This is a genomic window from Arthrobacter sp. TJ-270 (assembly GCF_058269075.1).
In genome coordinates this window covers 1-20,574 of sequence record NZ_JBZCNB010000014.1, presented here as the reverse complement: position 1 = coordinate 20,574, position 20,574 = coordinate 1, and the positions used below count along the sequence as shown (strand labels likewise).

Here is a 20,574-nt window from a genome sequence, read left to right as displayed (position 1 = left end):
ATGGTTTAGGCGTCAAGGGTTTTGTCCATTCGTGAGAGTTAGTTGAGAGACTCTTGAAGTTACCTTGCAGTAACCGCTCACCCAAGCGCACGTCCGAACATACTTCAATAGGACTTTGCTCAAAGCTCACGTTCATGGAAAACCGCCCGCAGGTTGAGCTTGCGGCGGGTTTGGTGTTCGTGCAGCGCATCGACCAGGACGGAAGCTCCAAGCCATGTCGCACCGAGCTTGTGTACCAGCGACTGGAGGGCAAACAACTGACCACCCGTATCCACGATGTCGTCGACCGCCAGCACTTTGTCCCCGGCTTTGATGAGTCCCTTTCGGATACCGAACACGATGTGGCGGTCGAGGTAGTCGGGCGGGCTCGTCGATGTGATCCACGCGTCCTCGTCGAAGAGCTGGCTTGGGTCCTTGCGGATCGGACAGAAACCGACGCCGAGGTGACTAGCAGCGAGGCCTCCTGCCAGGTAGCCACTAGCGGACGGGCCGATCACCAGTGTGATGTCGTTCGATCGAAACGGCTCGGCGAGTAGCGAGCCGACCCCTGCGAGCACCGTTGAGTCCCGCCACCACGGGAAAAGGTCGTAGTAGCGGTAATCAGACGTGCGTGACGATTTCCACTCAAACAGCCCGGCCATGTGGGCTTTGAGTTGGATGTGATCGGTAGTGGTTCGCACGTGCCGAGCTTACCGGGCAGGCGTGACAGCGCGAGGACCCGGTTGCCGTCGTCGGCGGCGCCATCGGCACAGCTGCCGGTTAGCAGCCTTGCCGGATGACCGATACGTCGGTCTCAGTGATGTGAACGAGAGTGGACGTACCGTTGTTTTCCCTCGATGCTTCAGTCAGCAACTGTTCAGGGTCCGCATCTGCAGCGACGCAGAAATCACCGGGCAGGGTGAACCCGTCTAACTCGACGTACTGGCCCTCCAAATACCAGTCATAGACGTCGACCCACCCCTCGGAGAGCCCTTGGCGTACCTCCAAGGCTTCAGCTTCCTCTTCCGCGCCGCAGTCGAAATTCTCGTCGTCGTACCTTCGCTGCTCGCCACCGAGGTTGCCGTCGTCGCGCAGGCACCATCCTTCCTTGCGCGATCCGCGCCACTCGGTGCTGTCCGCCGGGCGGAGCTGATAGCGCTGGAATTCCTGTACGTGAAAGTGGTTATGACCGTCTTCGACTTCGTACTGCATGATGGCTTCCGTTTCAACTTCCCGCACGCTGCCGTCAGCCTGGAGAATGTTCTGGGTGACCTGCAGTTCGCGTGCCAGCACGCTCGGCCTAACGCCAATGACGTCCAAGGGGCCGTCTCCTTTGTTCACTATGGACGCATCAAAGCGGAGGACCCTGCGATCGCCTTCGTAGGCCATGTGAAACGAATCAAGCGGCAACATAGCCAGATCCGGCAGTAGATCCCCTGTAGCCGGAGCGCTCGCAGCTGGGTCCGGTTCCGCCTCGCTCGACGCTGCCGGACCGACGGTTGCCGCACCGTCAACGCTGCTGGCCGGACCTTCACCCGGTGAGTTATTCGCCGGTGTACAGGAGCTGGCAAACAGTACAACAGCCGTGGCGAGGCAACAGCGCGCCGCTTGCGAATTGGGTGACATGACGGCCCCCTGGGTTCTGATGTTCCTGCGCTGCGGTAGCGCATATCACACATCATCCTCCTGAGGGCGGTTTTATGCACTGATCGATCGTGGTTCTGGCCGCCACTTCAGAGCGCTCATGTTCTCAACAGCCCTAGCCCTGTATTCCGCGAGCGATGCTTTGGAGTGGCGAAGTTCGGCTTGCTCTCTCGAGGTCCCCATCTGCCAATTGTTGCCCGCTAGAACTAGCTATTAGGCCATTACGATAGGAATATCCGTTGCTCGATTCAATCTGGTCGAGGGCTGCGGGTCGGGCAGATGGTTACGCTGGGTGGATGGCGACAGTTCTTCTCGTGCGGCACGGCCGCACCACAGCGAATGCCTCTGGGTTGCTGGCCGGGCGAGCCGATGGCGTCGGCCTGGACCAGATCGGCCGCGACCAAGCGGCACTGACCGCTGACCGGCTTGCGACCGTGCCCATCGTCGGAGTGGTCTCGAGCCCCCTCGAGCGTTGTCGGCAGACCGCTCAGTTCATCCTCGATCGCCAGGCCGGCACCGCACAGGAGCCGATCGATGTCAAGCTCGACTCCTGTCTCACTGAGTGCGATTACGGCCAGTGGCAGGGCCGTACGCTCAGTGATCTCGCGACCGAGGATCTGTGGTCGGTCGTGCAGTCGCAACCGTCCGCTGTCACTTTTCCGGGCGGCGAATCCATGGCCGCGATGCAAGCCCGGTCCGTGGCAGCGATTCGACACCGCGATGCAGCCTTCGAAGCCGAGCACGGGGCAGAGGCAGTGTGGGTGGCGGTAAGTCATGGTGACATCATCAAGTCGATCCTCGCCGACGCGCTCGGCATGCACCTCGATATGTTCCAGCGCATCAACGTGGGCCCGGCTTCTGTATCGATCGTGCGTTATGGCACAAGCCGGCCAAGCGTCTACGCAACCAACACCGACGCCGGAGACCTGTCGTGGTTGGCGAACTTTGTCAACGCCGACGATGCCCCGGTGGGTGGTGGCGCAGGCCACACGGCGCCATCAGCCCGATGACCCTAAAATAGCCCTATGCCTACAACTGTTCACGAGTTCGCCTGGCCTGACCGCGTCGTCGTCGGAACCATCGGCGTTCCGGGGCAGCGCACGTTCTACCTGCAGGTACGTGCAGGGAAGCAGATCGTTAGTATTGCATTGGAGAAGCAGCAGTCGGCCCAGCTCGCCGAGAAGATCGACGAGGTCCTCGATCAGCTCATCACGATCGAGGGCAACCCGTTCAGCGTTCCCACGAGTACGCCCATCGAACTCGTCGACAATGACCAGCTTGAGCCGGTTCAGGAACAGTTCCGAACCGGCGTCATGAGCCTGGGATGGGACCCGACGACGGCGCAGATCGTCGTCGAGGCCTATCCGCTCACCGACGTCGATGCCGAGGAAGACGCATTCCCTGACGACGACGACGACACTGACGCCTCCGAAGTGCTGCGGGTGCGCATGCCGGTCGGTACCGCCCGCGCATTCGCCAAGCGGACCCGGGAGGTGGTGGGTGCCGGGCGTCCAATCTGCGTGCTGTGCGGTCAGCCCATCGACGCAGACGGGCACACCTGCACCATTCCCGAGGTCTGATGCCGGCGCCAGATTTGGTGACCGCCGAGCTGACGCTCACGGGCCGCATCACGACGGCGTCGAACGCCACCTTTCTGGGCAGCATCGGCGCCACGACGGTCGTGTACAAGCCGATGGCAGGCGAACGTCCACTGTGGGACTTCCCCGACGGCTTCCTTGCCCACCGCGAGATGGCTGCCTATCTGGTCTCGGAGGCCCTTGGCTGGAACCTCGTGCCACGCACGTGGCTGCGCGACGGTCCGTTCGGCGAGGGCATGGTGCAGCTCTGGCAGGAGACAGACCCCGACCAACATGCGGTGGACCTAGTCCCGACGGACGACGTACCGAAGACCGGTTGGAAAAAGGTCCTCGAGGGTCAGGACGAGAAGGGTAGGATGGTCGCCCTCGTTCACGAGGACACGCCGGCGCTGAGACGCATGGCCGTGTTCGACGTGGTGGTCAACAACGCCGACCGCAAAGGCGATCACGTCCTTGCCATGGAGGACGGACACCGGTATGGCGTCGACCACGGGCTCACCTTCCACAGTGACCACAAGTTGCGCACCGTGCTCTGGGGGTGGCTGGGCGACCCTCTGAGCGCCGAGGAACTCGACGGCGTCGATCGCGTCAGCGAGGGCTTGCACGGTGAACTCGGCCGAGACCTGGCGGAAGTGCTCACAGCCGAAGAGGTCGGCGCGCTCGCCGCGCGTTGCGCCCGCTTGTGCGCGGGAGGGCGGTTTCCCGCTCCGGGCAGCGGGATGACGGCGGTGCCCTGGCCATTGTTCTAAGTGAATGACTACAGGCATCCACGACTTGGGGTTGATGCGGACGTAGTTGCCTAAAGCCTCGGCTCAGGAAATCTGCCGGGTTCGTCTGGCGCCCCGTTCTCCCTCGCCTTCGACAGAGTGAATATCCCATAGCGCATCGCACCGGTGCGGTACGCCAGGATCAGGCGGGGGAAGGTCAGAACGGAGATGCGATTGCGTCCGCCAAGGGCTAGGCGACGGATCTCACGATCGACGAACATCGCCTTCACAAGTCGACGGGCGCAGATCGTCCACGTGCGCGCGACGCGGCGGCTGACATCCTCATAGCCAACGATCGCAAAACCCGCAGCCATTGCCATCGCCTCATATTCCTCGCGCGTGCCCATCGAGGGCAGCCGTCCTTCCCGGCAAATCGGTTCGAGCAGGTGGCGGACCTTCCAACCGCTAGCATCAGTCTCGGCGAGCCACGCGCAGACGACGAAGCGTCCGCCGGGCGACAGTACGCGATGCGCCTCCGCGAAGAACGCGGGCTTGTCGACCATGTGCTCGCTCGACTCGATCGCCCATGCGGCATTGGCCGAAGCATCGGTCAGCCCGTTGACGAGCCAGTCGCGGAGATGGATGTCCACGTCGGGTGCGGGATGTGCGGCGGCGTAGTGGGCCTGTTCAGAGGAAAGCGTGAAGCCGGTAACGCGGGCGCTGCGTGTCACCGCGAGCTGCCTCGCGGTGGAGCCATAGCCGCAGCCGATGTCCACGCACGCCTCGCCAGGCATAAGCCGCAGCCGATCGCCGACCGCGTCGACAAGCGCCTCGACCGCCTCGACCGGAGTCTCGCGACCCGTCGTCCATAGCCCGTGATGGACGTGCTCACCCCACACTCGACGATAAATCGGATCGAGCTCGTCGTAGTGATCCGCTACCGCCACGGCGTTCTGCGAAATGTTAGGGACGATCACGCCGTCACACTACAACGCCGATCCATGCCATCGGAAGGCCTGGACCGGATCCCACAGAAGATATGGGATTGCTGGCTTGATAACGAAAACCGCCAACTAGCAGACGATCGGTTCGTGCGCCTCCAGTCAGGTAGCGCTATGTTGAACCTCAACCTGACATCCTCAAATCCGCAAACCAGAAGGTACCCGATCTTCGGTCCGTAAGGCACTGCTCGCCGGAACTGCACAGGGCATCCTTGGTGTTACCTCGATGTCACCGAGTTATCCCGCATAGCTCTTATTCAGTAGCACCCAGGGTAAGGGTGCCCACTGTCCGAAATCCCTGGGCAGCCCACATCCTTGTGTGAACGTCCTGGTAGTAACGCGTCGGGAATACCACAAGGCCTCGATTGGATATGGTTCAGGCGCGGTTGCCGATGCAGCTCAACAGGGGACGCCGTAAGCTTTCGAGGTGTCGGCGCCGCCCACGAGTATTCGGCGATCATCCTCTCAGGGCGGGTAGATCGCCCATAACCGCCGCCTTAGGGAGAAAGTCATGAAGGAACGAGAGGCTCGTCAGAAACTGATCGCAAACATCGAGCAGCGACAGTCAGCTATCAGGGTGTTCCTGCGTCATGCACGACCTCGCCGGAACAGGCTGGCCACGACAAGCGTCATTGGTAGCGCGCTAGCTGCCGGTCTCACAGCAGGCCCCGCCTTCGGCGGCACCGAGTTCGCTGCGGGGGTTCAAGAAGCGCTGACGCTGGAACAAAGCTCCGTAGTTTGGCAGGCGCTCTGTCTCACAGCGATGCTGATGTCCGTCGTCGCTGCCATATCGACCGGTTTGGCCAACTCGCACTCAGTGGCCACAAAGGTGAGCGCAGCAGAGGCATGCAATGCCCAACTTGAGGGGCTGAAAGCGGCGCTGGACCTCGGACACCTGCCCCTGCAAGATGCCATTCCGCTCTTTCAGCAATACACGATTCAAGCAGCGTTCGTAGATGATGTGGAAGACAAGGGGACTTCCCCGCGGTGACGATTCTAGATCCGAACCGAGAGTCGGGATAACGGCGGCCCCAGATCTGAACTGTTCTATTTGGTCGATGCCTTGTCTGCCCTTCACAGTCGAGCGCGGCCCGCGTCCCGTAGCTGGCCGGCCAGGCGGAGACTGTCGGCTTCGGTGTAGAGTCCGAGCGCATTCGGCAGCTCCCAGCCCTCGGGGTCGAGACGTCCGTGCCTTCACAGGTGCGATGCTCCTGCCACCGTTCTTGGCTGCCTGGACGGCTAGTTCATTTTTCCCTCGTGCGGCATCAAGCGGCCGCTTCCCATCAAGAAGTCGGACGCACGGAAACTTCCGACCGAGTGGACGCCGGATCAGTTGCTTGCATGCCCGCTCGAGGTGTTGGCAGGGTTCCGTCGCGCCGCCAGAATCGGCTAGAAGTTGGGCAAGATTCATTGAACGAAATTGTTGAAGACCCTGAAGATCCATCAGTGCACTCCAACGGAGTCCAAGGCAAGTCGCGCGGGGACGAAGGCCTTGACACTCCCACCGAATCTGAGGATATTCATGTGTCCAAGAAGTGATTTTCGCTTTGGACGGGGTGTAGAAAATGGGAATTCCTGGCGACGATGGCAGGCTTCCAGTCATTTACGTCCGAGGATTTGCAGGCACGAGTTCTGCCATCAATTCCGCTGTCGACGATCCGTTCTACGGCTTCAGTCAGGGCTCTGTTCACGTACGGGCCAGCAGTAGCGGAAGAGCTGCGTTTCACCAGTTTGAATCACCGATGCTCCGGCTTGTCACCGACCACAAGTACGAAGTACTAGTCCATGGGGACCAGTGGACTTTTCTGAACGGAGTGAACCCAGGCACCGTTAATTCCGCATCAGTCTGGATTCACCGATTTTACGACGACTCAGCGGACACGTTCGCCAAGGACGCCGAGAGCTTCTCGTTTGAGGATGCCGCCCGAGATCTGTTCGAACTGATCAAGCTTGTGCTCTATAAGACAGGCGCACCCAAAGTATTCCTTGTTGCCCACTCCATGGGCGGGCTCATCTGCCGGGCGCTCCTGCAACGCGTAATCCCAGAAAGCCTCACCGCCAACCAGAGTGAGCTGGACCCCGCTGCAGGAACGCGTTACGTCGCAAGAGTCTTCACATACGCCACCCCACACGGCGGAATTCACTTCTCCGGGGGTTTCGGGGTGTTAGAGCGCATCCGAGACGCAACTGGGATCAACGAAGCAGATGTTTTTGGGCCCGACCGCATGTATGACTACCTGACGCCGCCAGCATTGAGGCAGGAATTATCCCGTGAAGACTTCATACCGACCGTCATGCCAGAAAACGGATTCCCGGTAAGTGAACTGTTCTGCCTCATCGGCTCGAACCCAGAGGACTACGACGTCGCCTTCGGATTTTCCTCCGCAGCTGTAGGGGCCCGCAGCGACGGCTTGGTACAAATCGACAATGCAGCAGTCCAGGACGCACCACTCGCGATAGTGCACCGCAGCCACAGCGGACGCTACGGCATCGTCAACTCCGAAGAGGGCTACCAAAACCTCCAGCGCTTCCTCTTCGGCGACCTCAAGATCGAAGTCGAGCTCTTTGGGTTCGCTGTAGGAAAGGCAGCTCCGGCGGACATCGAGTTCCAACTCGATGTCGCCTTGGCAATCCGCGGACTTCCAGTCCTCCTCCACGAGCAAAGCGCAGCCCATTATTGTCCCGTGCGGATTGAGCGCTGGAAAGAAGGAGACCCCATCGACTCCCCTATACCTTTGCTAACGACCTTCCTCTCATCGACAGCACCACGCCCTCGAGTGGGAGGAAAAGAGTTACCGCGACTGCGTCACGCCGTCAAGCTGCGGCTCATGTCCATCAGAGAACGAGAAGGGCACTTCTTCTTCGACGATCATCTGGAGCAGACGGAGGACTGGCAGGACACGCTACTCGTGGACATTGAGCCTCCCTCCGCTAACGCTCCCCTACCCAAAGCATGGGCTGCCTGGAACTCCACGATTCCAACCTCCCTCCGTGACTGGAATCCGGCGCAGAAGGATCAACTGGAAGACAAAGACGGCACAGAATTTCGTTGGGTTGGCCGCATAGCCGTCCCAGAATTGTCTCAGGACTTGCTGGGCCGCAACGCAGGTATCGAAATCAGGGTCACCCCGCGATCGCTCGAACTTTGAGGAGATTCACCACGAGATCATGGCAAGCGAAGCTGACCGACCCTTCGAGACCGAGGGGCGTACGACCATCAGTCGGTTGATGGACAACAACGGGCTTTGGGGTGCTGTCGGAGCTTTACTAGGGGCGCTGATCGGGGGGCTGTTCTCTTTTCAAGCTGCGGTGATGACGATTTCGGCCGAATCGGAACGAAGCCGGCAATCTTTCTTCCTCACGGAGCGTGTGGCTGGCGAGGATTCAGCAGAGGCACAAGCCGCACTGGCGGAGGCGCAGGCGGACTACGACGAGGCGGTCTCCGCAGCGTGGCGGGTTGACATCATGGCCACGAAACCGGTTTGGGATGCCAAACAAATAATTGCGGAAAATTGGACGAAGCAATGAAGCGACTGACGAGCTACACACAGGACGACGCGGCGTACTTTCAGGATCTTGACAATGCAATGACCGAGCATACAAGCCGATTCTCAGATGCGACCCGCAACGAAATGCAGCCCGAGCAGAATCCGAAGGCCGCACCTACGAGCTTCTCTACTCCCTAGCCAAACATCAGCCTTGAACTCGCAGCCCTTCCCCCCACGGCGCCACCGGGGTATGCGCCTGGGATTTGCTTTCCGCCGTTCGCCGAGGTCAACCGAACCCGGGCGGCAGCTAGTGCGACGCCAGAGTCCAGTCCACCGCTGTATGGCCCAGGACGTTACCCGGCTGTCGGCGGCACTGGATAATACTGTGCCGGGCAAGGATGCGTCGAATCTCCTGATTGGGACCTGGAACGTCCGTGCGTTCGGGGATCTGACCGAGAAGTGGACAGCTGGACCCCGGGATTCGCCCAAACGGGATCTGCATGCCATGGCGTGCATTGCCGAGATGGCGTGCCGGTTCGACGTGCTGGCCCTGCAGGAGGTCCGCCGGAACACCACCGCCCTGCACCATCTGATGGCCCTGCTGGGGCCTGGATGGCGGTTCATCACCTCCGATGTCACCGAAGGCGATGCCGGTAATGGTGAACGCCTGACCTACCTGTACGACACGGACCGGGTCCAACCCTCGGGCCTGGTCGGCGAGATCGTCCTGCCGCCCGGAACCGACGGGCCCGTCCCGCAATTCGCCCGCACCCCGTACGCAGCAGGGTTCACCCGCGGCAAGGCAGGGTTCGTACTGACCAGTGTGCACGTGCTCTGGGGTGCCAAGGCCGCTGACCGACTGCCCGAACTGACCGCATTCGCCCAATGGATGCGGGACTGGGCCGAACGCCCTGACGACTGGAACGAGAACCTCCTCGTCCTGGGAGACTTCAACCTCGACCGCATCGGAAACCCCCTGTACGAGGCGTTCGTGTCCACCGGACTGTGGCCACCCACCGAGCTGGACACGGTACCGCGCACCATCTTCGACAACGACAAGACCCGGCACTTCTACGACCAGATCGCCTGGTTCTCAGAACCCGACGGAACCAGCATGCTCCAAACCCTCACCTACACCGGCCGCGCCGGGCACATCGACTTCCTGCCCCACATACTCACGAACCTGACGAAAAACGAGGTGTCCTGGCGGATCTCCGACCACTACCCCCTCTGGACGGAATTCACTGCTTGACCCCCGATCGACCCCCCACCCTTTCGTGATTGACCATCCCGAGCAAGTATCCGGTGAGGACCCGCTAACAAGCCCGTTAATCGGTTACTGGTGAGACCTCGTGTGCAAATGTACGGGACCGTAGCGAGACGCCGCCGTCTCGGTGGGATTCCCCAGGGTGCATGAAGAGAGGCTGGCGGCTCCGCCGTTCATATCTGTTGCACAGGTTGGTCCCGTGGGAAACTATGGGCATGCCTCTGATTGATCTGTCGCACCGGGTAGCGTTCAGTTTCGACAACGAGAGTGAAGCGCGGGATTGCTACGACCGGCTGGGATGCACTTCCGGATCTAACCATTGAGCATCGGATGGGAAAGGACGTGCCCGAAGTCTGGATTGTTCGTTCCGACGTGAACCAGCGTTCGACAGGGGTCCAAATTCAAAGCCTCGCCGACGCAGCTATCCTGTTCGGACCTGTCGACTCGCAGGCACGGAAGGTACTCGACAGCGAGATAGATTGACCACGAGTCGCAAACTCTCTACCTGTTGGGCCGGGGAGGTGCCGACGGAACCGGCAGCGCAACTGCGGAAAGGCAATGATGCCCATTGACGACGATAAGCTCTCCGACTATCTCGGCGATCATTTGCTGGCCGCCGAATCCGGAGTGCGCCTCTTCGAATCGGTAGAACGTACTTGGAAGGACAGTTCCTACCAGTCCGTGTTCGATCAGCTGCGCCGAGACATCGCAGCTGACCGGGACGCTCTCTTCACGTTGATACAACGCCTTGGCTATAGCCCGGGTAAAACCAAAATGGGTTTGGCTTGGGTCGGTGCGCAGCTCAGCAAAGCCGGTCCGCTGAATCCGTTCCACAAAAGCGGTGGCATGAGCGGCCAACTCGAACTCGAGGCCCTACAGGCAGCTGTCCGGGGCAAAGAGGGCCTGTGGGCATCATTGATTGCTTTGTCCCGGACGGATGAACGGTTCGATCCGGAGGACCTGCAACGTCTGAAGGATCGCGCCAGCGCACAGCAGGACCAGCTTGCCGAGATCATGGACAAGACGATCCTCGAGCGGTTCCGTACCTGAAATCATCTCGCCGAGCTATTAGGACTGCAGCTGTAGCGGCCGCGGCGGCAGGCTGAAACCACGACTAAAGGGACATTGGCGGGCACGAGATTGAGCGTGCCGTTCGTGCTTCAAGCCGAGCTTCGATGCTTGCCGCAGGCGAGCACTGCCACATGCACACCGGTGGTGACAGTCTAAGTGGCCGACTGATCTCGTCTCTGCGGCCGGCTGCTTCACGCTCAGCGACAAAACCCACGTCCGCGCACAAGGCTGATCAGCCCTGCGTCGGTGTCGGCTGGGTGACGTCGTGCAGTTGAGGTGCGCCTGCGAACTGTCCGTGGTGAGCAGGGTGAAGGCTAAGGTTGGGGATAATTTGACGAGTTCTACGACGGGGATTGCGGTCGAGTCCCGGGCAGGTTCCGGGTTCGGTGAGCTTGGACAGCGCAAACGCCCACTCGGGACGAGTGGGCCCTTGACTCCGGAACCTGGGGCTTCGTGACCGGGGCGGGTGGGTTCGTTCACGCCGGTAGTCCCAGTGCGGGTGCCATGATCGACGTGTTCCTTTTTTGTTCCTCTTGAGCAGGCCCGCCAGGCCCAGAAGGCCAAGTAGACCCCACAGACCCGCGTCGCCGTTGCCTTCGTCGCTCTGCTGGGTTTGCTCAGTGGCGGGTGGCGTCTCTTCCGCGGCAGTGGCAGGAGCTGCCATGCCCATCAGTACGGCCAGGGATAGGGCGGCAGTGGCTGCAGTCTTACGAATCATTGCTCTCCTTAGGTTTCGGAATGACCCTCTACTGAAGGCCTGATCATCAGCCTGCTTTCTATCTGGGATCTCCGCGACCGAAGGGCAACCACTGCCCCGCGCAATCGGGCGACGCAGAGGCTGGAAAATTCCCCTTGTGCGCTGCTGATCGAAGCTTGGAATCTGACATGATCCTTGGTGTCGTCGCGGGATTTCTCCCATGATCACAACAGAAGGTAAGCTTGCTTATCATAAGGGTCTGCCTGGGGCTAATCCGGTTCCCCAGTGGAGTTTCCCTGAGCACGGACATGAATCGTTTCCCGTCGCACGCTAAGTAGGCCTTTTCTATGACGCAGCAAACCCAACAACACAGCACCTGGCTGGCAGCACACGAGGCAAATTTGACCGCCAATGATCTCTGGCTGCATTACTTCAGTGTCGGCGGCAACCTCAAAGCCTTCGAGCTGGACGCCTATCTGAATGGCATATACCCGCTCCCGGTAGGAGAGCGGAACATCGTCGCTTTGGCACTCAATGAACTGATCGATGACCTGCCTCAGCGCCGAAAGGCGGAATTTGTGTACGACCTGCGGCAGGACTAACGCCTCTCCTCCAAAACAGTGCACCCGCCGCAGACGTGCACCCCGGCTTCTATACACAGACCCTAGTGTCGCGATCTCCAGAAATGGCACCTAAGCCGAACGGCCAGCGAGCTCCGTCGCGTTGAGGGAACCTCCGGAGACGCGCCGTGGCGACCTCCTACGGCGTCGCGGTGTCCTACCTGAACCGGGTGAACCTCGCCGCCCGTAACCAGTCGACTGCCCCATGATCAACCGCGTCTCCAATCCTGAAAGCACAATGAGCCAACCACAGATCTCGCCACCCCTTCCCGCAATCGATGACAAGGCTGCGCAGGACGGTCTGTCCTGTCGAGCACACAGGTCCCGGCGAGCTCCGAACCCGGGGACGGTCAGACCGGTTTTTGTGATGGTGCATGGGATCGGGATGTCCCACCGCTACTACGACAAGCTACAGCGCACGCTCATTGACTACGGTGACACCCTCATCCTGGACCTGCCAGGTTTTGGAGGAACACCCAAACCCGACCGCCAACTCAGCGTCGGGGATTACGCAACTTTGATCGCGCACACTCTCGATGAGGAAGGTGTGCAGGAGTGCGTACTTGTCGGCCATTCCATGGGTGCGCAGTTCGCGGCGGAGGTTGCCATCATCCGTCCGGACCTGGTCTCGCATGTGGTGCTGATCGGTCCTGTTACTGACACCGAGCACCGGTCTGCGCTCAAGCACACCCTCATGCTCGCCGCGGACACGCTCATCGAACGACCCGTCACGAATCTGATGGTCGCCACCGCGTACGCGCAATGCGGGATCCCCTGGTACCTGCAGGAACTGCCGGTCATGCTGGGGTATCGCCTGGATGACAGGCTGCCCCTGATCCCCCGCCCCGTCCTGGTCATCCGGGGGACCCGGGACATCATCGCCGGGCATGACTGGTGCGAGAAGCTCAGCCGCAACGCCCAAAACGGCCACCTCGTGGAAATACCTGGCCAGCCGCACGCCGCGCACCGGGGAGGCGCTGCCCCGATCACGGCAGCAGTCCTCCACCTCATGCGCGACTATCCGGCCTCGCCGCAGTTGCCCGCTTCCGTGGGCGTGGTCGAGTTACCCTCACCCTCTTCTACGCCTACCTACTCGGATCGCACGGTCAATTCCACCGTTTCAGAGCTGCACTCTGCGACGAAGGTCCTTGAGCTGCGCAGCATCACGGTCCAGGACCGGCAATGTCGGTCCTACTTCATCGACCACGGCGGTGCCTCTGATCGGATCAACCCTGTGGATGGAACCCCGGCTCCGGTCTTTGTGCTGATCCACGGCATTGGAATGTCCCACCGATACTTCCGCCGCCTCGGCGCCCTGCTATCTGTCTACGGCGATGTCCACCTCATCGACCTGCCCGGCTACGGGTGGACGAAGCGGCCGGCGCAAGAAACAACCACCAAAGCGACCGCGGAGATCCTCGGGCTACTCCTGGAGGAAGCTGGCGTGTCTTCCTGCGTGGTCATCGGCCATTCCATGGGAGTCCAAAGCGCCACGGAACTCGCCATCCAATGCCCCGACCTTGTGTCCCACCTCGTCCTGATCGGCGCCGCCGTCGACGTGAAACGCCGCACCGTCCACCAGCAAGTCTTGACCCTGGGCCTCAATTCCATCCTCGAAAAACCGTTACTGAACTTCCTGCAATCCCTCGACGTCCTACGGTGTGGACCGCGCTGGTACCTGGCCCAACTAAAGCAAGCGATGAGCTACCCGCTCGAAGACCGGCTACCCCTTGCCCAGCAACCCGTTCTCGTACTGCGCGGCTCACGCGATGCCGTCGCCGGCGCCGCCTGGTCCGACCGTCTCGCCAGCTCCTCCCTGCAGGGCGAAGCAGGCACCATCGATGGTGCCCCACACGCAGCACACCACAGCGCCCCTGACCTCGTGACCACCGCCATCACCGCACTCCTTCACCGCACCGAAACCCACCCGACATCAGCTGCTCAAACAGGTCCGAGTTAGAGACTGAAGCGGGCTAGCCAGGGCCCAAGGACGATGTCGGCTGAAATCCACCCTCATTTCTAAGCGAGCGAGCGCATCCCGCTCCGGGGACACATCATCACCTTGCCGGGCGCTTTTCGATGACTCTCCGGGCGCCAATGGTATGCCACTGCGGAGTACCGATGGTCCCGAGACGTGCTGCCGCGCACCTTCGCCCACTACTACCGCTCCTCATCAAGGAGTTCAGCGGAATGTAACCCTCCGCAGCCATCACCTCAGGTAAGGACTTACCCTGGCACGAGCCAGCGCCGCAGGCGTCAGCCTAAGTACCCCCGGCAGCTGACAATTTTGCACCAATCGGCGGAATCCACCGATATGTCTTCATCAGACTGGCTGAAGACTGGTGACTGCTGGATGCCCCCGGCGGGGCCGAGGGTGTGGGTACTTGTGGTTTCAGCTGTTGTAGGGTTTAGCCAGACTGTCTTCGTCCTCTTCAAGAGCGGGAGTTTTCGACAGTTCTTCAAGCGAGGCGTCTGCTTGCTCCGCGTCGGCCGCTGGGCTTCACCGGAGGCTTTTTGCTCTACGGGATCCTACGCGGGGGCGCCGAGATGGAGACCGAGTTCAGAAGGGAAGAACTCACCGAGGAACTGGACCGGCGTGAGGACAACGAACAGGCCCCCGGAGTGTTCAGCAGCCTCTCATGCTAGGGAGCAGTGCCACCTGAGCCCGCCATCCGATAAGTGCCATCTGGAAGGTGAGGGATGAGCACAAGACGGCAGGCTCATCCCGGCGCCTCCTTAAGAAACAAATAGTAAGCTTGCTTTGCTTTCGAGGGTGCCGGCGGGTACTGTCGAGAATGCAGAGGTTACCCGTGGAGCAAACTGCGGCAATCTGAACCTCCCCGCCGGAGCGCATCTCTAGCGCCCGCCACCGGCTTTGACGCCAAATCCATTCACAGGAGACACCCCTTGTCTACAAACACTTCCAATAACGCTGCCACCACCACCGATCACACCACCAGGCGCAGCACCGAAACCAAGGCTTCCACGAGAACCACCGAGTTCTTCGTCTACATCGCGGCCGTCCTGGCTGTCATCATCACGGCTGCGGTCGTCGGTGACGGCACTGAAGGCTCCGACGCCAGCGACCTGTTCGACGCCAACCAGGCCATGCAGTACATCACCTACCTCACCATCGGCTACATGATTGCCCGTGGCCTGGCGAAGTCCGGCAGCCGCGAGCACTACACCGACTCCAAGTAGAGCTGCGCTAGCTCCCGCCAATCATTAGGCTCGCCGGAGCTGACCCATCCTCATTGTGCGGTCAGGGTCGGATCGGCCATGTTGTCTGAGCGGGTCCACTTGGGCGCATATTGAATAGTTGACCGGGGTGGAGCACGACGCTCGCCCCGGTCAACTTGTTTTTGAAGCACAAACACAGCCCTCACAGCCAGAAGCGCTTCGACTAACTCCTGCTCCTTGTGCACAGATGCTAAGCATGCTTGTCTTTGGAGATAGTAAGGTAGCTTCACTTTCCGGTTCAGGTCGCCGGTCGCACGTGCAGATTATGCTGTTCCCCCGGTTCAGCACCCGACAGAATTGAAGGAAAACGATGACTACAGATTGGTCGAACGACCCACTGGTCGCACCAGCCACACCCGCACCCACAACCGCCACGGGCAGTGATCAGCCACCATCCTCAACAACGTCCGCGGCGAAGGAACAAGCTGCGGAGGTAGGCCATGAAGGTGTCAACGCCGCGAAGAGCGTCGCGCAGACCGCTGGCGCTGAAGCGAAGAACGTCGCCCAGGAAGCCGGCACGCAGGCCAAGAACCTCCTGGGTGAGGTTGGTTCAACTTTGAAAAGCCAAGCCGGCACGCAGCAGCAAAAAGTCACCGAGGGCATCCGGTCCCTCAGCGACGAACTGTCCTCCATGGCTGAAAAGTCCGATGAAGGCCCCGCCCGGAACCTGGTGCAGCAAGCAGCACAGCGCACCGGAAATGTGGCCGGTTGGCTCGAGGGCCGCGATCCAGGTTCGCTCCTGAACGAGGCAACCACCTTCGCCCGTCGGCGTCCGGGCACGTTCCTGCTCGTGGCCGCTGCAACCGGCGTCCTGGCCGGCCGGTTCACCCGCGGAACCACAGGCGGCGGGAACACCACGAAACCTCAAAAACTGGCACCGGCTTCCACCAAGCCGCCCGCAGCTGTAAGTGCCTATTCCGATCCCCAGCTGGTAGACCCCTATCAGCCCGGAACGGGCTTGCGGCCATGAGCTCCTCGGTCCGTGGCCCGAGTGCCACCTCCAGTTCACAGACTTTCGACGACGCCGACAAGACGTCGCTGGGATCACTGCTCGGCCAGGTAACGCAGGACCTGTCCGCCCTGATACGCCTGGAGCTGGAACTGGCGAAAGCCGAACTGCGCGAATCCGGCAGTAAAGCTGGAAAAGGCGCAGGCCTCCTCGGCGGCGCCGGCGTAGCAGGACATTTCGTCCTGCTGTTCCTCTCCCTTGCACTGATGTGGGGACTGGCCGAGCTGGTCGGCCTCCGATGGGCAGCACTAATTGTCGCCGTCATCTGGGGCATTGTGGCCGCCGTCCTGGCACTGCAGGGCAAGAAGGAAATGAAAGCAATCCGCGGCATGCCAGACACCGTCGCAACCGTCAAAGAAATCCCTCCGACCCTGAAACCAGGTGAGCACACACCATGAGCCAATCACCAGACCAGATCCGTGCCGACGTCGAGCGGACCCGCGCCGAACTCGGACTACCCGTCGACGCGACAGCCGGAACCGTCCCCACCGTCAGCACCGATGAAGCCGATCAAGACCAGGGCGCGCTGCACAGCGCCGGTGAAGCGATCCACGACGCACCCCACACCGTGAAAAACAAGGCACAGGGCAACCCGCTCGCGGCAGGACTCATCGCCTTCGGTGCCGGCCTGCTTGCGGCCTCCCTCATTCCGGCCAGCGCAAAAGAAAAAGAAGCCGCGTCGGCCTTGAAAGAAAAGGCCCAACCGCTCGTCACTGAGGCCACGGACGCTGCAAAGCAGGTGGTCGAAGACATGAAGGAACCGGTCAGCGACGCCGTCGAGTCGGTGAAGCAGACCGCAACCGACTCGGCCCAGACGGTCAAGGACGAAGGCACGCAAGCAGCCTCGGACCTGAAGGACAAGACCAGCGACGCCAAAGACAACGTCCACGGCAGCGGCTCCTAACCGGGGCCGATCCATTCACTTTCATCAAAGGGAAAACCATCGTGACAACAGCAAACAACTCAGCCGCAGGCGACAGAACGAGGACGAACATCCAGAAGGCCGCCACCGCGGTCGGAGCCGTTTTCCTTCTCGTCGGTGTTTTGGGCTTTATCCCGGGCGTCACCAGCCAATACGACCAGATGAGTTTCGCCGGACACGACTCCGAAGCGCTGCTCCTCGGCGTCTTCCAGGTCTCCGTCCTGCACAACGTCGTCCATCTGCTCTTCGGTGCCGCCGGCCTCGCGATGGCACGCACCATCTCAGGCGCGCGCAGCTACCTCATCTACGGGGGTGCGGTTTACCTGATCCTCTGGATCTACGGCCTCATCATCAACCACGACTCGGCCGCGAACTTCGTACCGGTCAACGACGCCGATAACTGGCTGCACCTGTTCCTCGGAATCGGCATGATCGCCCTCGGTCTCCTCCTGAGCCGCAACCGCGACAGGACCCACACCGCTCACTGAGTGGGAGATGACTGCTTCGGCCGGTATGGGGTACAACCAGTTCCCTGCACCGGCCGACGCTTCTTAACCGGCCGGACACGCATCCCTCACCCGACCCTGGAATCACACGAAAGCGCAACCCATGTCGAACCTGGATCAATGGCCCACCGCGCGTCTGATAATCACCGCCGGACGCCTAGTGGAGAACGCATACAACGAAGACCTGGCCACCTACGGAATCACCTATGCAGGGCTGACGATCCTGTCTGTCCTGGCCATCCGCGGGGCACTCGGTCAAAGCGAGCTGGCCGCGGAACTGAAAATACAATCCCAAACGCTGGGCAAAACGGTAGAAGGGCTCGCCCGGAAAGGCTTCGTGACCCGCTCCCGTCACTGGCTGGACCGAAGAAGCCAACTCGTCGACATCACTCCGAACGGCCGACACCTTCTGGAACAGAGCAAGTCACTCGACGAGAAGCTCAAACTAGCCGGTGCCTCCCGCGAAACCACCCTCCGAGACCACGCCCGGACCGTCATCCAAGCCTTCGAACGGAAGCTCCCCGCGACGACATCGACCCGGAAATCATGAGAAGATCAGCTCGCTTATGATGGTTGGTGGGCACCCACTGCTGCTGATGAGTAGCGATCCTGAAAGGTCCTCCATGGATTCACCACGGCGGTTTGATTCGATAACGATCATTTACAACCCGAATAGCACCGGCGATGCCCCCGAACTGGCTGAGGGCCTCCGCGAGGAACTCTCCTCCGTCCTGCCGGCCGGCTCGCGGTCATTGACCTGAAACCTACCGAAAGAGCAGGACATGCGGTGGACCTTGCCCGTGAAGCTGCGTCAGACGGACATGTACTCGTGGTGTCGGTGAGCGGTGACGGTGGCTACAACGAGGTTATCAACGGCGTCATGGCCAGCGGCAATCCAGAGGCGGCGTGTGCTGTGTTGGCAGCGGGGAACGCGAACGACCACAGCCGGGTGGTTGGCCGGAAACCACTCGCGGAGGCGATCACCGAAGGAGCCGCTCGCCGCATCGACTTGCTGCGCATCACGGCTGGTATTGGCACCGAACCGGTGTACGCCCACTCCTACATCGGCTTCGGTCTGACACCCATCATGGCCATTGATCTGGAGAAGGGAAGCAAGGGAGCGATCAAGGAAATGTTCTCCGTGGTGCGGACCTTCCGCAAGTTCAGGCCTTTCGAGATCAGGCAGAACGACGGCGTGCGCAGGAAATTCGACAGTCTGATTTTCGCGAATATCTCCCAGATGGCCAAGTACGCAACACTGAGTGAAGCCGATGATCACCCGGCAGACGGGAAGTTCGAGGTCATCACGTTCCCCCACATGGCGAAATGGCGCATCCTTCTCAGAGCCGTCCGCGCGACGACGCAGGGGCTGGGAGACCAACCCAGCGTACAGAGGTATGAATTCTCTACGCTGAAGCCGATCCCGTACCAGATCGACGGGGAAGTTAGATCAGCGGGTGCAGGAACGGCGATCACAATTGAAAGCGTTCCTCGTGCCCTACCAATCATTGGATAACCAGCACCTGATCGGTCCAGTCCTCTTTCACGGACGCTTCTCGGTACGGATTTCAACGGCCGCGAGCAATCACCATCCCGACCGGACCGCTTCCAATTACTCGTCAGAAGGTCCGGGCCGGTCGGGAGGGCAACCAGCAGACCACGGCCTGGATGCGCGACCGAAAGCCTGAGTTCCTGCCCCAGTCAGGTGTGCCTGGGCTACCTCGTGGCGGTTTACACGGTTCTGCCATCCGTGCTCGAATTGTTAATTAGCAGTGAAGCTGGTTAAGCAGATAGCCCGCTCCGCTGTTTGGTGCGGACCGGGCTATCTGCTCCGGGTTATCCCAGCGATGTCTTGCCGACACGGGACAACCCGCCCATAGAGCAGAAGGGCATTACGTCTCGGTCCCGGTGTGTGCGGGGGGTCAGAAATTAGTGTCCCAACACATTGCCTGACTCCCTGCACACTCTCCGGTTACGTATTTCCCTCCTCATGCTTCGGAGCGAACCCCATCCTGGATCGCCCAGCGTCGGAGGGTGTTGGCCGTAGGTGGGTGGAGCCGCACATAGTCCACTATGAAAGGAACCAGACATGCCTAGAGGGGACATCGAAACATTCCACGAGGACGGGCGGTGGGGAAACTGCCGCGAAACCATCGACGATCATCCCTGGGGTTACGCGGACACCAAAGAGGAAGCAGTCGCGGCGGCCGGCAGGTTGCTAAAGCCGAAAAGGTCGAGCACGTCATCCGGAACCTCGACGGGACCATTGGTGAACGCAACTCCTACGGACACGATCCCCCTGACATCAAGGGTTTTTTGGTGAGAGGGTGCCCGCCCGGTTTGGCCCCACCGGTGCAACTGGCGCTGGCGCGTGAGGTGCGTCGATCCCGGCATTATGTCTTGCCCGGAGGGTGCGTACATCAGCCGTAAATGGGACGACTACCGGATAGTCATCGTCAGCTGTCCAGGACGCCACCGAGCTGCGGTCCCTGCGGGGCAAGGATCTCACCAATTTTCCGGACCTGCACGAAGCAGCAGGTACCAAGATCCTGGCCCGGAAGCGGATGGCGTCTTTCAATGTGTTCGATCTACTCGCCGTTGCAGGCATTGGACGTGCGGTAGCTGGCCCCGGGAGGGTCGGTGCGAGCTGCTTGAAGAGCTGCTTCTTCATGGAGCCACCGTTGAGCTTCTTCCCCGCCACCACGGACACCATTGCCCTCGGCTCGTCGAATCCCGGCGAAATGTCGGTGACGGTCGAAAAGTGAGCCATTGTGACGGTTGAAAACTGAGCCACCTGTTCCAAACGATTGGGTGGGTGATCACAG

23 protein-coding genes are annotated in these 20,574 nt (G+C 60.9%); 19 read left to right on the top strand and 4 right to left on the bottom strand.

Going from position 1 to position 20,574, the window contains the following annotated elements; genetic code table 11:
• Positions 1 to 119: 119 nt before the first annotated feature.
• Together AC4D2M_RS16885 and AC4D2M_RS16880 are read right to left on the bottom strand one after the other, a co-directional pair.
• Positions 120 to 680: a phosphoribosyltransferase family protein gene (locus tag AC4D2M_RS16885; protein WP_490893058.1), complete on the bottom strand. Its 561-nt coding sequence runs from the start codon at positions 678 to 680 to the stop codon at positions 120 to 122.
• 79 nt (positions 681 to 759) lie between these two features.
• Positions 760 to 1,299: a lysyl oxidase family protein gene (locus tag AC4D2M_RS16880; RefSeq protein WP_490893057.1), complete on the bottom strand. Its 540-nt coding sequence runs from the start codon at positions 1,297 to 1,299 to the stop codon at positions 760 to 762.
• Positions 1,300 to 1,919: 620 nt separating this feature from the next.
• Here AC4D2M_RS16880 and AC4D2M_RS16875 point away from each other — a divergent pair.
• The 3 genes from AC4D2M_RS16875 to AC4D2M_RS16865 are packed head-to-tail and all read left to right on the top strand — an operon-like array spanning position 1,920 to position 3,970.
• Positions 1,920 to 2,633 (top strand): histidine phosphatase family protein, encoded by a 714-nt coding sequence (locus AC4D2M_RS16875; protein WP_490893056.1) that lies wholly within the window; start codon positions 1,920 to 1,922, stop codon positions 2,631 to 2,633.
• Between the two features lie 15 nt (positions 2,634 to 2,648).
• Positions 2,649 to 3,203, top strand: a complete 555-nt coding sequence (locus tag AC4D2M_RS16870) for a DUF3090 domain-containing protein (RefSeq protein WP_490893055.1) — start codon at positions 2,649 to 2,651, stop codon at positions 3,201 to 3,203.
• Positions 3,203 to 3,970: an SCO1664 family protein gene (locus tag AC4D2M_RS16865; RefSeq protein WP_490893054.1), complete on the top strand. Its 768-nt coding sequence runs from the start codon at positions 3,203 to 3,205 to the stop codon at positions 3,968 to 3,970. Before AC4D2M_RS16870 ends, AC4D2M_RS16865 begins: the two co-directional genes overlap by 1 nt.
• A gap of 50 nt (positions 3,971 to 4,020) precedes the next feature.
• Here AC4D2M_RS16865 and AC4D2M_RS16860 read toward each other — a convergent pair whose 3' ends face one another.
• A complete protein-coding gene (locus AC4D2M_RS16860; protein ID WP_490893053.1) occupies positions 4,021 to 4,905 on the bottom strand; it encodes an SAM-dependent methyltransferase in 885 nt (294 codons plus the stop codon).
• 535 nt (positions 4,906 to 5,440) lie between these two features.
• On the opposite strand from AC4D2M_RS16860, the gene AC4D2M_RS16855 reads away from it, so the two are divergent.
• The 5 genes from AC4D2M_RS16855 (at position 5,441) to AC4D2M_RS16835 (ending at position 10,734) form a co-directional block, all read left to right on the top strand.
• Entirely contained in the window at positions 5,441 to 5,920 is a 480-nt protein-coding gene (locus AC4D2M_RS16855; protein ID WP_490893052.1) for a hypothetical protein, read from the top strand.
• An 823-nt stretch (positions 5,921 to 6,743) separates the two neighbouring features.
• On the top strand, positions 6,744 to 8,078 hold the full coding sequence (locus AC4D2M_RS16850; RefSeq protein ID WP_490893051.1) for an esterase/lipase family protein: 1,335 nt from the start codon (positions 6,744 to 6,746) through the stop codon (positions 8,076 to 8,078).
• A 19-nt stretch (positions 8,079 to 8,097) separates the two neighbouring features.
• Positions 8,098 to 8,457, top strand: a complete 360-nt coding sequence (locus AC4D2M_RS16845; protein ID WP_490893050.1) for a hypothetical protein — start codon at positions 8,098 to 8,100, stop codon at positions 8,455 to 8,457.
• 300 nt (positions 8,458 to 8,757) lie between these two features.
• Entirely contained in the window at positions 8,758 to 9,669 is a 912-nt protein-coding gene (locus tag AC4D2M_RS16840; protein WP_490893049.1) for an endonuclease/exonuclease/phosphatase family protein, read from the top strand.
• A 573-nt stretch (positions 9,670 to 10,242) separates the two neighbouring features.
• Positions 10,243 to 10,734 (top strand): hypothetical protein, encoded by a 492-nt coding sequence (locus tag AC4D2M_RS16835; RefSeq protein WP_490893048.1) that lies wholly within the window; start codon positions 10,243 to 10,245, stop codon positions 10,732 to 10,734.
• Positions 10,735 to 10,987: 253 nt separating this feature from the next.
• On the opposite strand, the gene AC4D2M_RS16830 is transcribed toward AC4D2M_RS16835, so the two are convergent.
• A complete protein-coding gene (locus AC4D2M_RS16830; protein ID WP_490893047.1) occupies positions 10,988 to 11,473 on the bottom strand; it encodes a WGxxGxxG family protein in 486 nt (161 codons plus the stop codon).
• Between the two features lie 326 nt (positions 11,474 to 11,799).
• On the opposite strand from AC4D2M_RS16830, the gene AC4D2M_RS16825 reads away from it, so the two are divergent.
• From AC4D2M_RS16825 to AC4D2M_RS16775, 11 genes are all read left to right on the top strand, one after another.
• The gene (locus tag AC4D2M_RS16825) at positions 11,800 to 12,054 is read left to right on the top strand and encodes a hypothetical protein (protein WP_490893046.1); all 255 of its coding nucleotides are present in this window, start codon (positions 11,800 to 11,802) and stop codon (positions 12,052 to 12,054) included.
• Between the two features lie 256 nt (positions 12,055 to 12,310).
• Entirely contained in the window at positions 12,311 to 14,032 is a 1,722-nt protein-coding gene (locus tag AC4D2M_RS16820; RefSeq protein ID WP_490893045.1) for an alpha/beta fold hydrolase, read from the top strand.
• A 947-nt stretch (positions 14,033 to 14,979) separates the two neighbouring features.
• Positions 14,980 to 15,273, top strand: coding sequence for a hypothetical protein (locus AC4D2M_RS16815; RefSeq protein ID WP_490893044.1), 294 nt, complete (start codon positions 14,980 to 14,982; stop codon positions 15,271 to 15,273).
• A gap of 349 nt (positions 15,274 to 15,622) precedes the next feature.
• Positions 15,623 to 16,282, top strand: coding sequence for a hypothetical protein (locus AC4D2M_RS16810; RefSeq protein ID WP_490893043.1), 660 nt, complete (start codon positions 15,623 to 15,625; stop codon positions 16,280 to 16,282).
• Entirely contained in the window at positions 16,279 to 16,719 is a 441-nt protein-coding gene (locus AC4D2M_RS16805) for a phage holin family protein (protein ID WP_490893042.1), read from the top strand. Before AC4D2M_RS16810 ends, AC4D2M_RS16805 begins: the two co-directional genes overlap by 4 nt.
• Positions 16,716 to 17,225 carry a DUF3618 domain-containing protein gene (locus AC4D2M_RS16800; protein ID WP_490893041.1) on the top strand — a complete coding sequence of 170 codons (510 nt, stop codon included), beginning with the start codon at positions 16,716 to 16,718 and terminating at the stop codon, positions 17,223 to 17,225. Before AC4D2M_RS16805 ends, AC4D2M_RS16800 begins: the two co-directional genes overlap by 4 nt.
• 41 nt (positions 17,226 to 17,266) lie before the next feature.
• Positions 17,267 to 17,731 (top strand): DUF4383 domain-containing protein, encoded by a 465-nt coding sequence (locus AC4D2M_RS16795; RefSeq protein ID WP_490893040.1) that lies wholly within the window; start codon positions 17,267 to 17,269, stop codon positions 17,729 to 17,731.
• A gap of 121 nt (positions 17,732 to 17,852) precedes the next feature.
• On the top strand, positions 17,853 to 18,299 hold the full coding sequence (locus AC4D2M_RS16790) for a MarR family winged helix-turn-helix transcriptional regulator (protein WP_490893039.1): 447 nt from the start codon (positions 17,853 to 17,855) through the stop codon (positions 18,297 to 18,299).
• Between the two features lie 46 nt (positions 18,300 to 18,345).
• Positions 18,346 to 18,510, top strand: a complete 165-nt coding sequence (locus AC4D2M_RS16785; RefSeq protein ID WP_490893038.1) for a hypothetical protein — start codon at positions 18,346 to 18,348, stop codon at positions 18,508 to 18,510.
• A gap of 26 nt (positions 18,511 to 18,536) precedes the next feature.
• The gene (locus tag AC4D2M_RS16780) at positions 18,537 to 19,265 is read left to right on the top strand and encodes a diacylglycerol/lipid kinase family protein (RefSeq protein WP_490893037.1); all 729 of its coding nucleotides are present in this window, start codon (positions 18,537 to 18,539) and stop codon (positions 19,263 to 19,265) included.
• 1,048 nt (positions 19,266 to 20,313) lie between these two features.
• Positions 20,314 to 20,514 carry a hypothetical protein gene (locus AC4D2M_RS16775; protein WP_490893036.1) on the top strand — a complete coding sequence of 67 codons (201 nt, stop codon included), beginning with the start codon at positions 20,314 to 20,316 and terminating at the stop codon, positions 20,512 to 20,514.
• Positions 20,515 to 20,574: the final 60 nt, after the last annotated feature.

Bases quoted from the DNA above. Each gene is read 5' to 3' on its own strand.
- AC4D2M_RS16845 (WP_490893050.1), top strand. From the start codon at position 8,098: ATGGCAAGCGAAGCTGACCGACCCTTCGAGACCGAGGGGCGTACGACC.
- AC4D2M_RS16800 (WP_490893041.1), top strand. From the start codon at position 16,716: ATGAGCCAATCACCAGACCAGATCCGTGCCGACGTCGAGCGGACCCGC.
- AC4D2M_RS16830 (WP_490893047.1), bottom strand. From the start codon at position 11,473: ATGATTCGTAAGACTGCAGCCACTGCCGCCCTATCCCTGGCCGTACTG.
- AC4D2M_RS16840 (WP_490893049.1), top strand. From the start codon at position 8,758: ATGGCCCAGGACGTTACCCGGCTGTCGGCGGCACTGGATAATACTGTG.
- AC4D2M_RS16790 (WP_490893039.1), top strand. From the start codon at position 17,853: ATGTCGAACCTGGATCAATGGCCCACCGCGCGTCTGATAATCACCGCC.
- AC4D2M_RS16810 (WP_490893043.1), top strand. From the start codon at position 15,623: ATGACTACAGATTGGTCGAACGACCCACTGGTCGCACCAGCCACACCC.
- AC4D2M_RS16785 (WP_490893038.1), top strand. From the start codon at position 18,346: ATGAGTAGCGATCCTGAAAGGTCCTCCATGGATTCACCACGGCGGTTT.
- AC4D2M_RS16805 (WP_490893042.1), top strand. From the start codon at position 16,279: ATGAGCTCCTCGGTCCGTGGCCCGAGTGCCACCTCCAGTTCACAGACT.
- AC4D2M_RS16835 (WP_490893048.1), top strand. From the start codon at position 10,243: ATGATGCCCATTGACGACGATAAGCTCTCCGACTATCTCGGCGATCAT.
- AC4D2M_RS16870 (WP_490893055.1), top strand. From the start codon at position 2,649: ATGCCTACAACTGTTCACGAGTTCGCCTGGCCTGACCGCGTCGTCGTC.
- AC4D2M_RS16875 (WP_490893056.1), top strand. From the start codon at position 1,920: ATGGCGACAGTTCTTCTCGTGCGGCACGGCCGCACCACAGCGAATGCC.
- AC4D2M_RS16775 (WP_490893036.1), top strand. From the start codon at position 20,314: ATGGCGTCTTTCAATGTGTTCGATCTACTCGCCGTTGCAGGCATTGGA.
- AC4D2M_RS16820 (WP_490893045.1), top strand. From the start codon at position 12,311: ATGAGCCAACCACAGATCTCGCCACCCCTTCCCGCAATCGATGACAAG.
- AC4D2M_RS16825 (WP_490893046.1), top strand. From the start codon at position 11,800: ATGACGCAGCAAACCCAACAACACAGCACCTGGCTGGCAGCACACGAG.
- AC4D2M_RS16855 (WP_490893052.1), top strand. From the start codon at position 5,441: ATGAAGGAACGAGAGGCTCGTCAGAAACTGATCGCAAACATCGAGCAG.
- AC4D2M_RS16865 (WP_490893054.1), top strand. From the start codon at position 3,203: ATGCCGGCGCCAGATTTGGTGACCGCCGAGCTGACGCTCACGGGCCGC.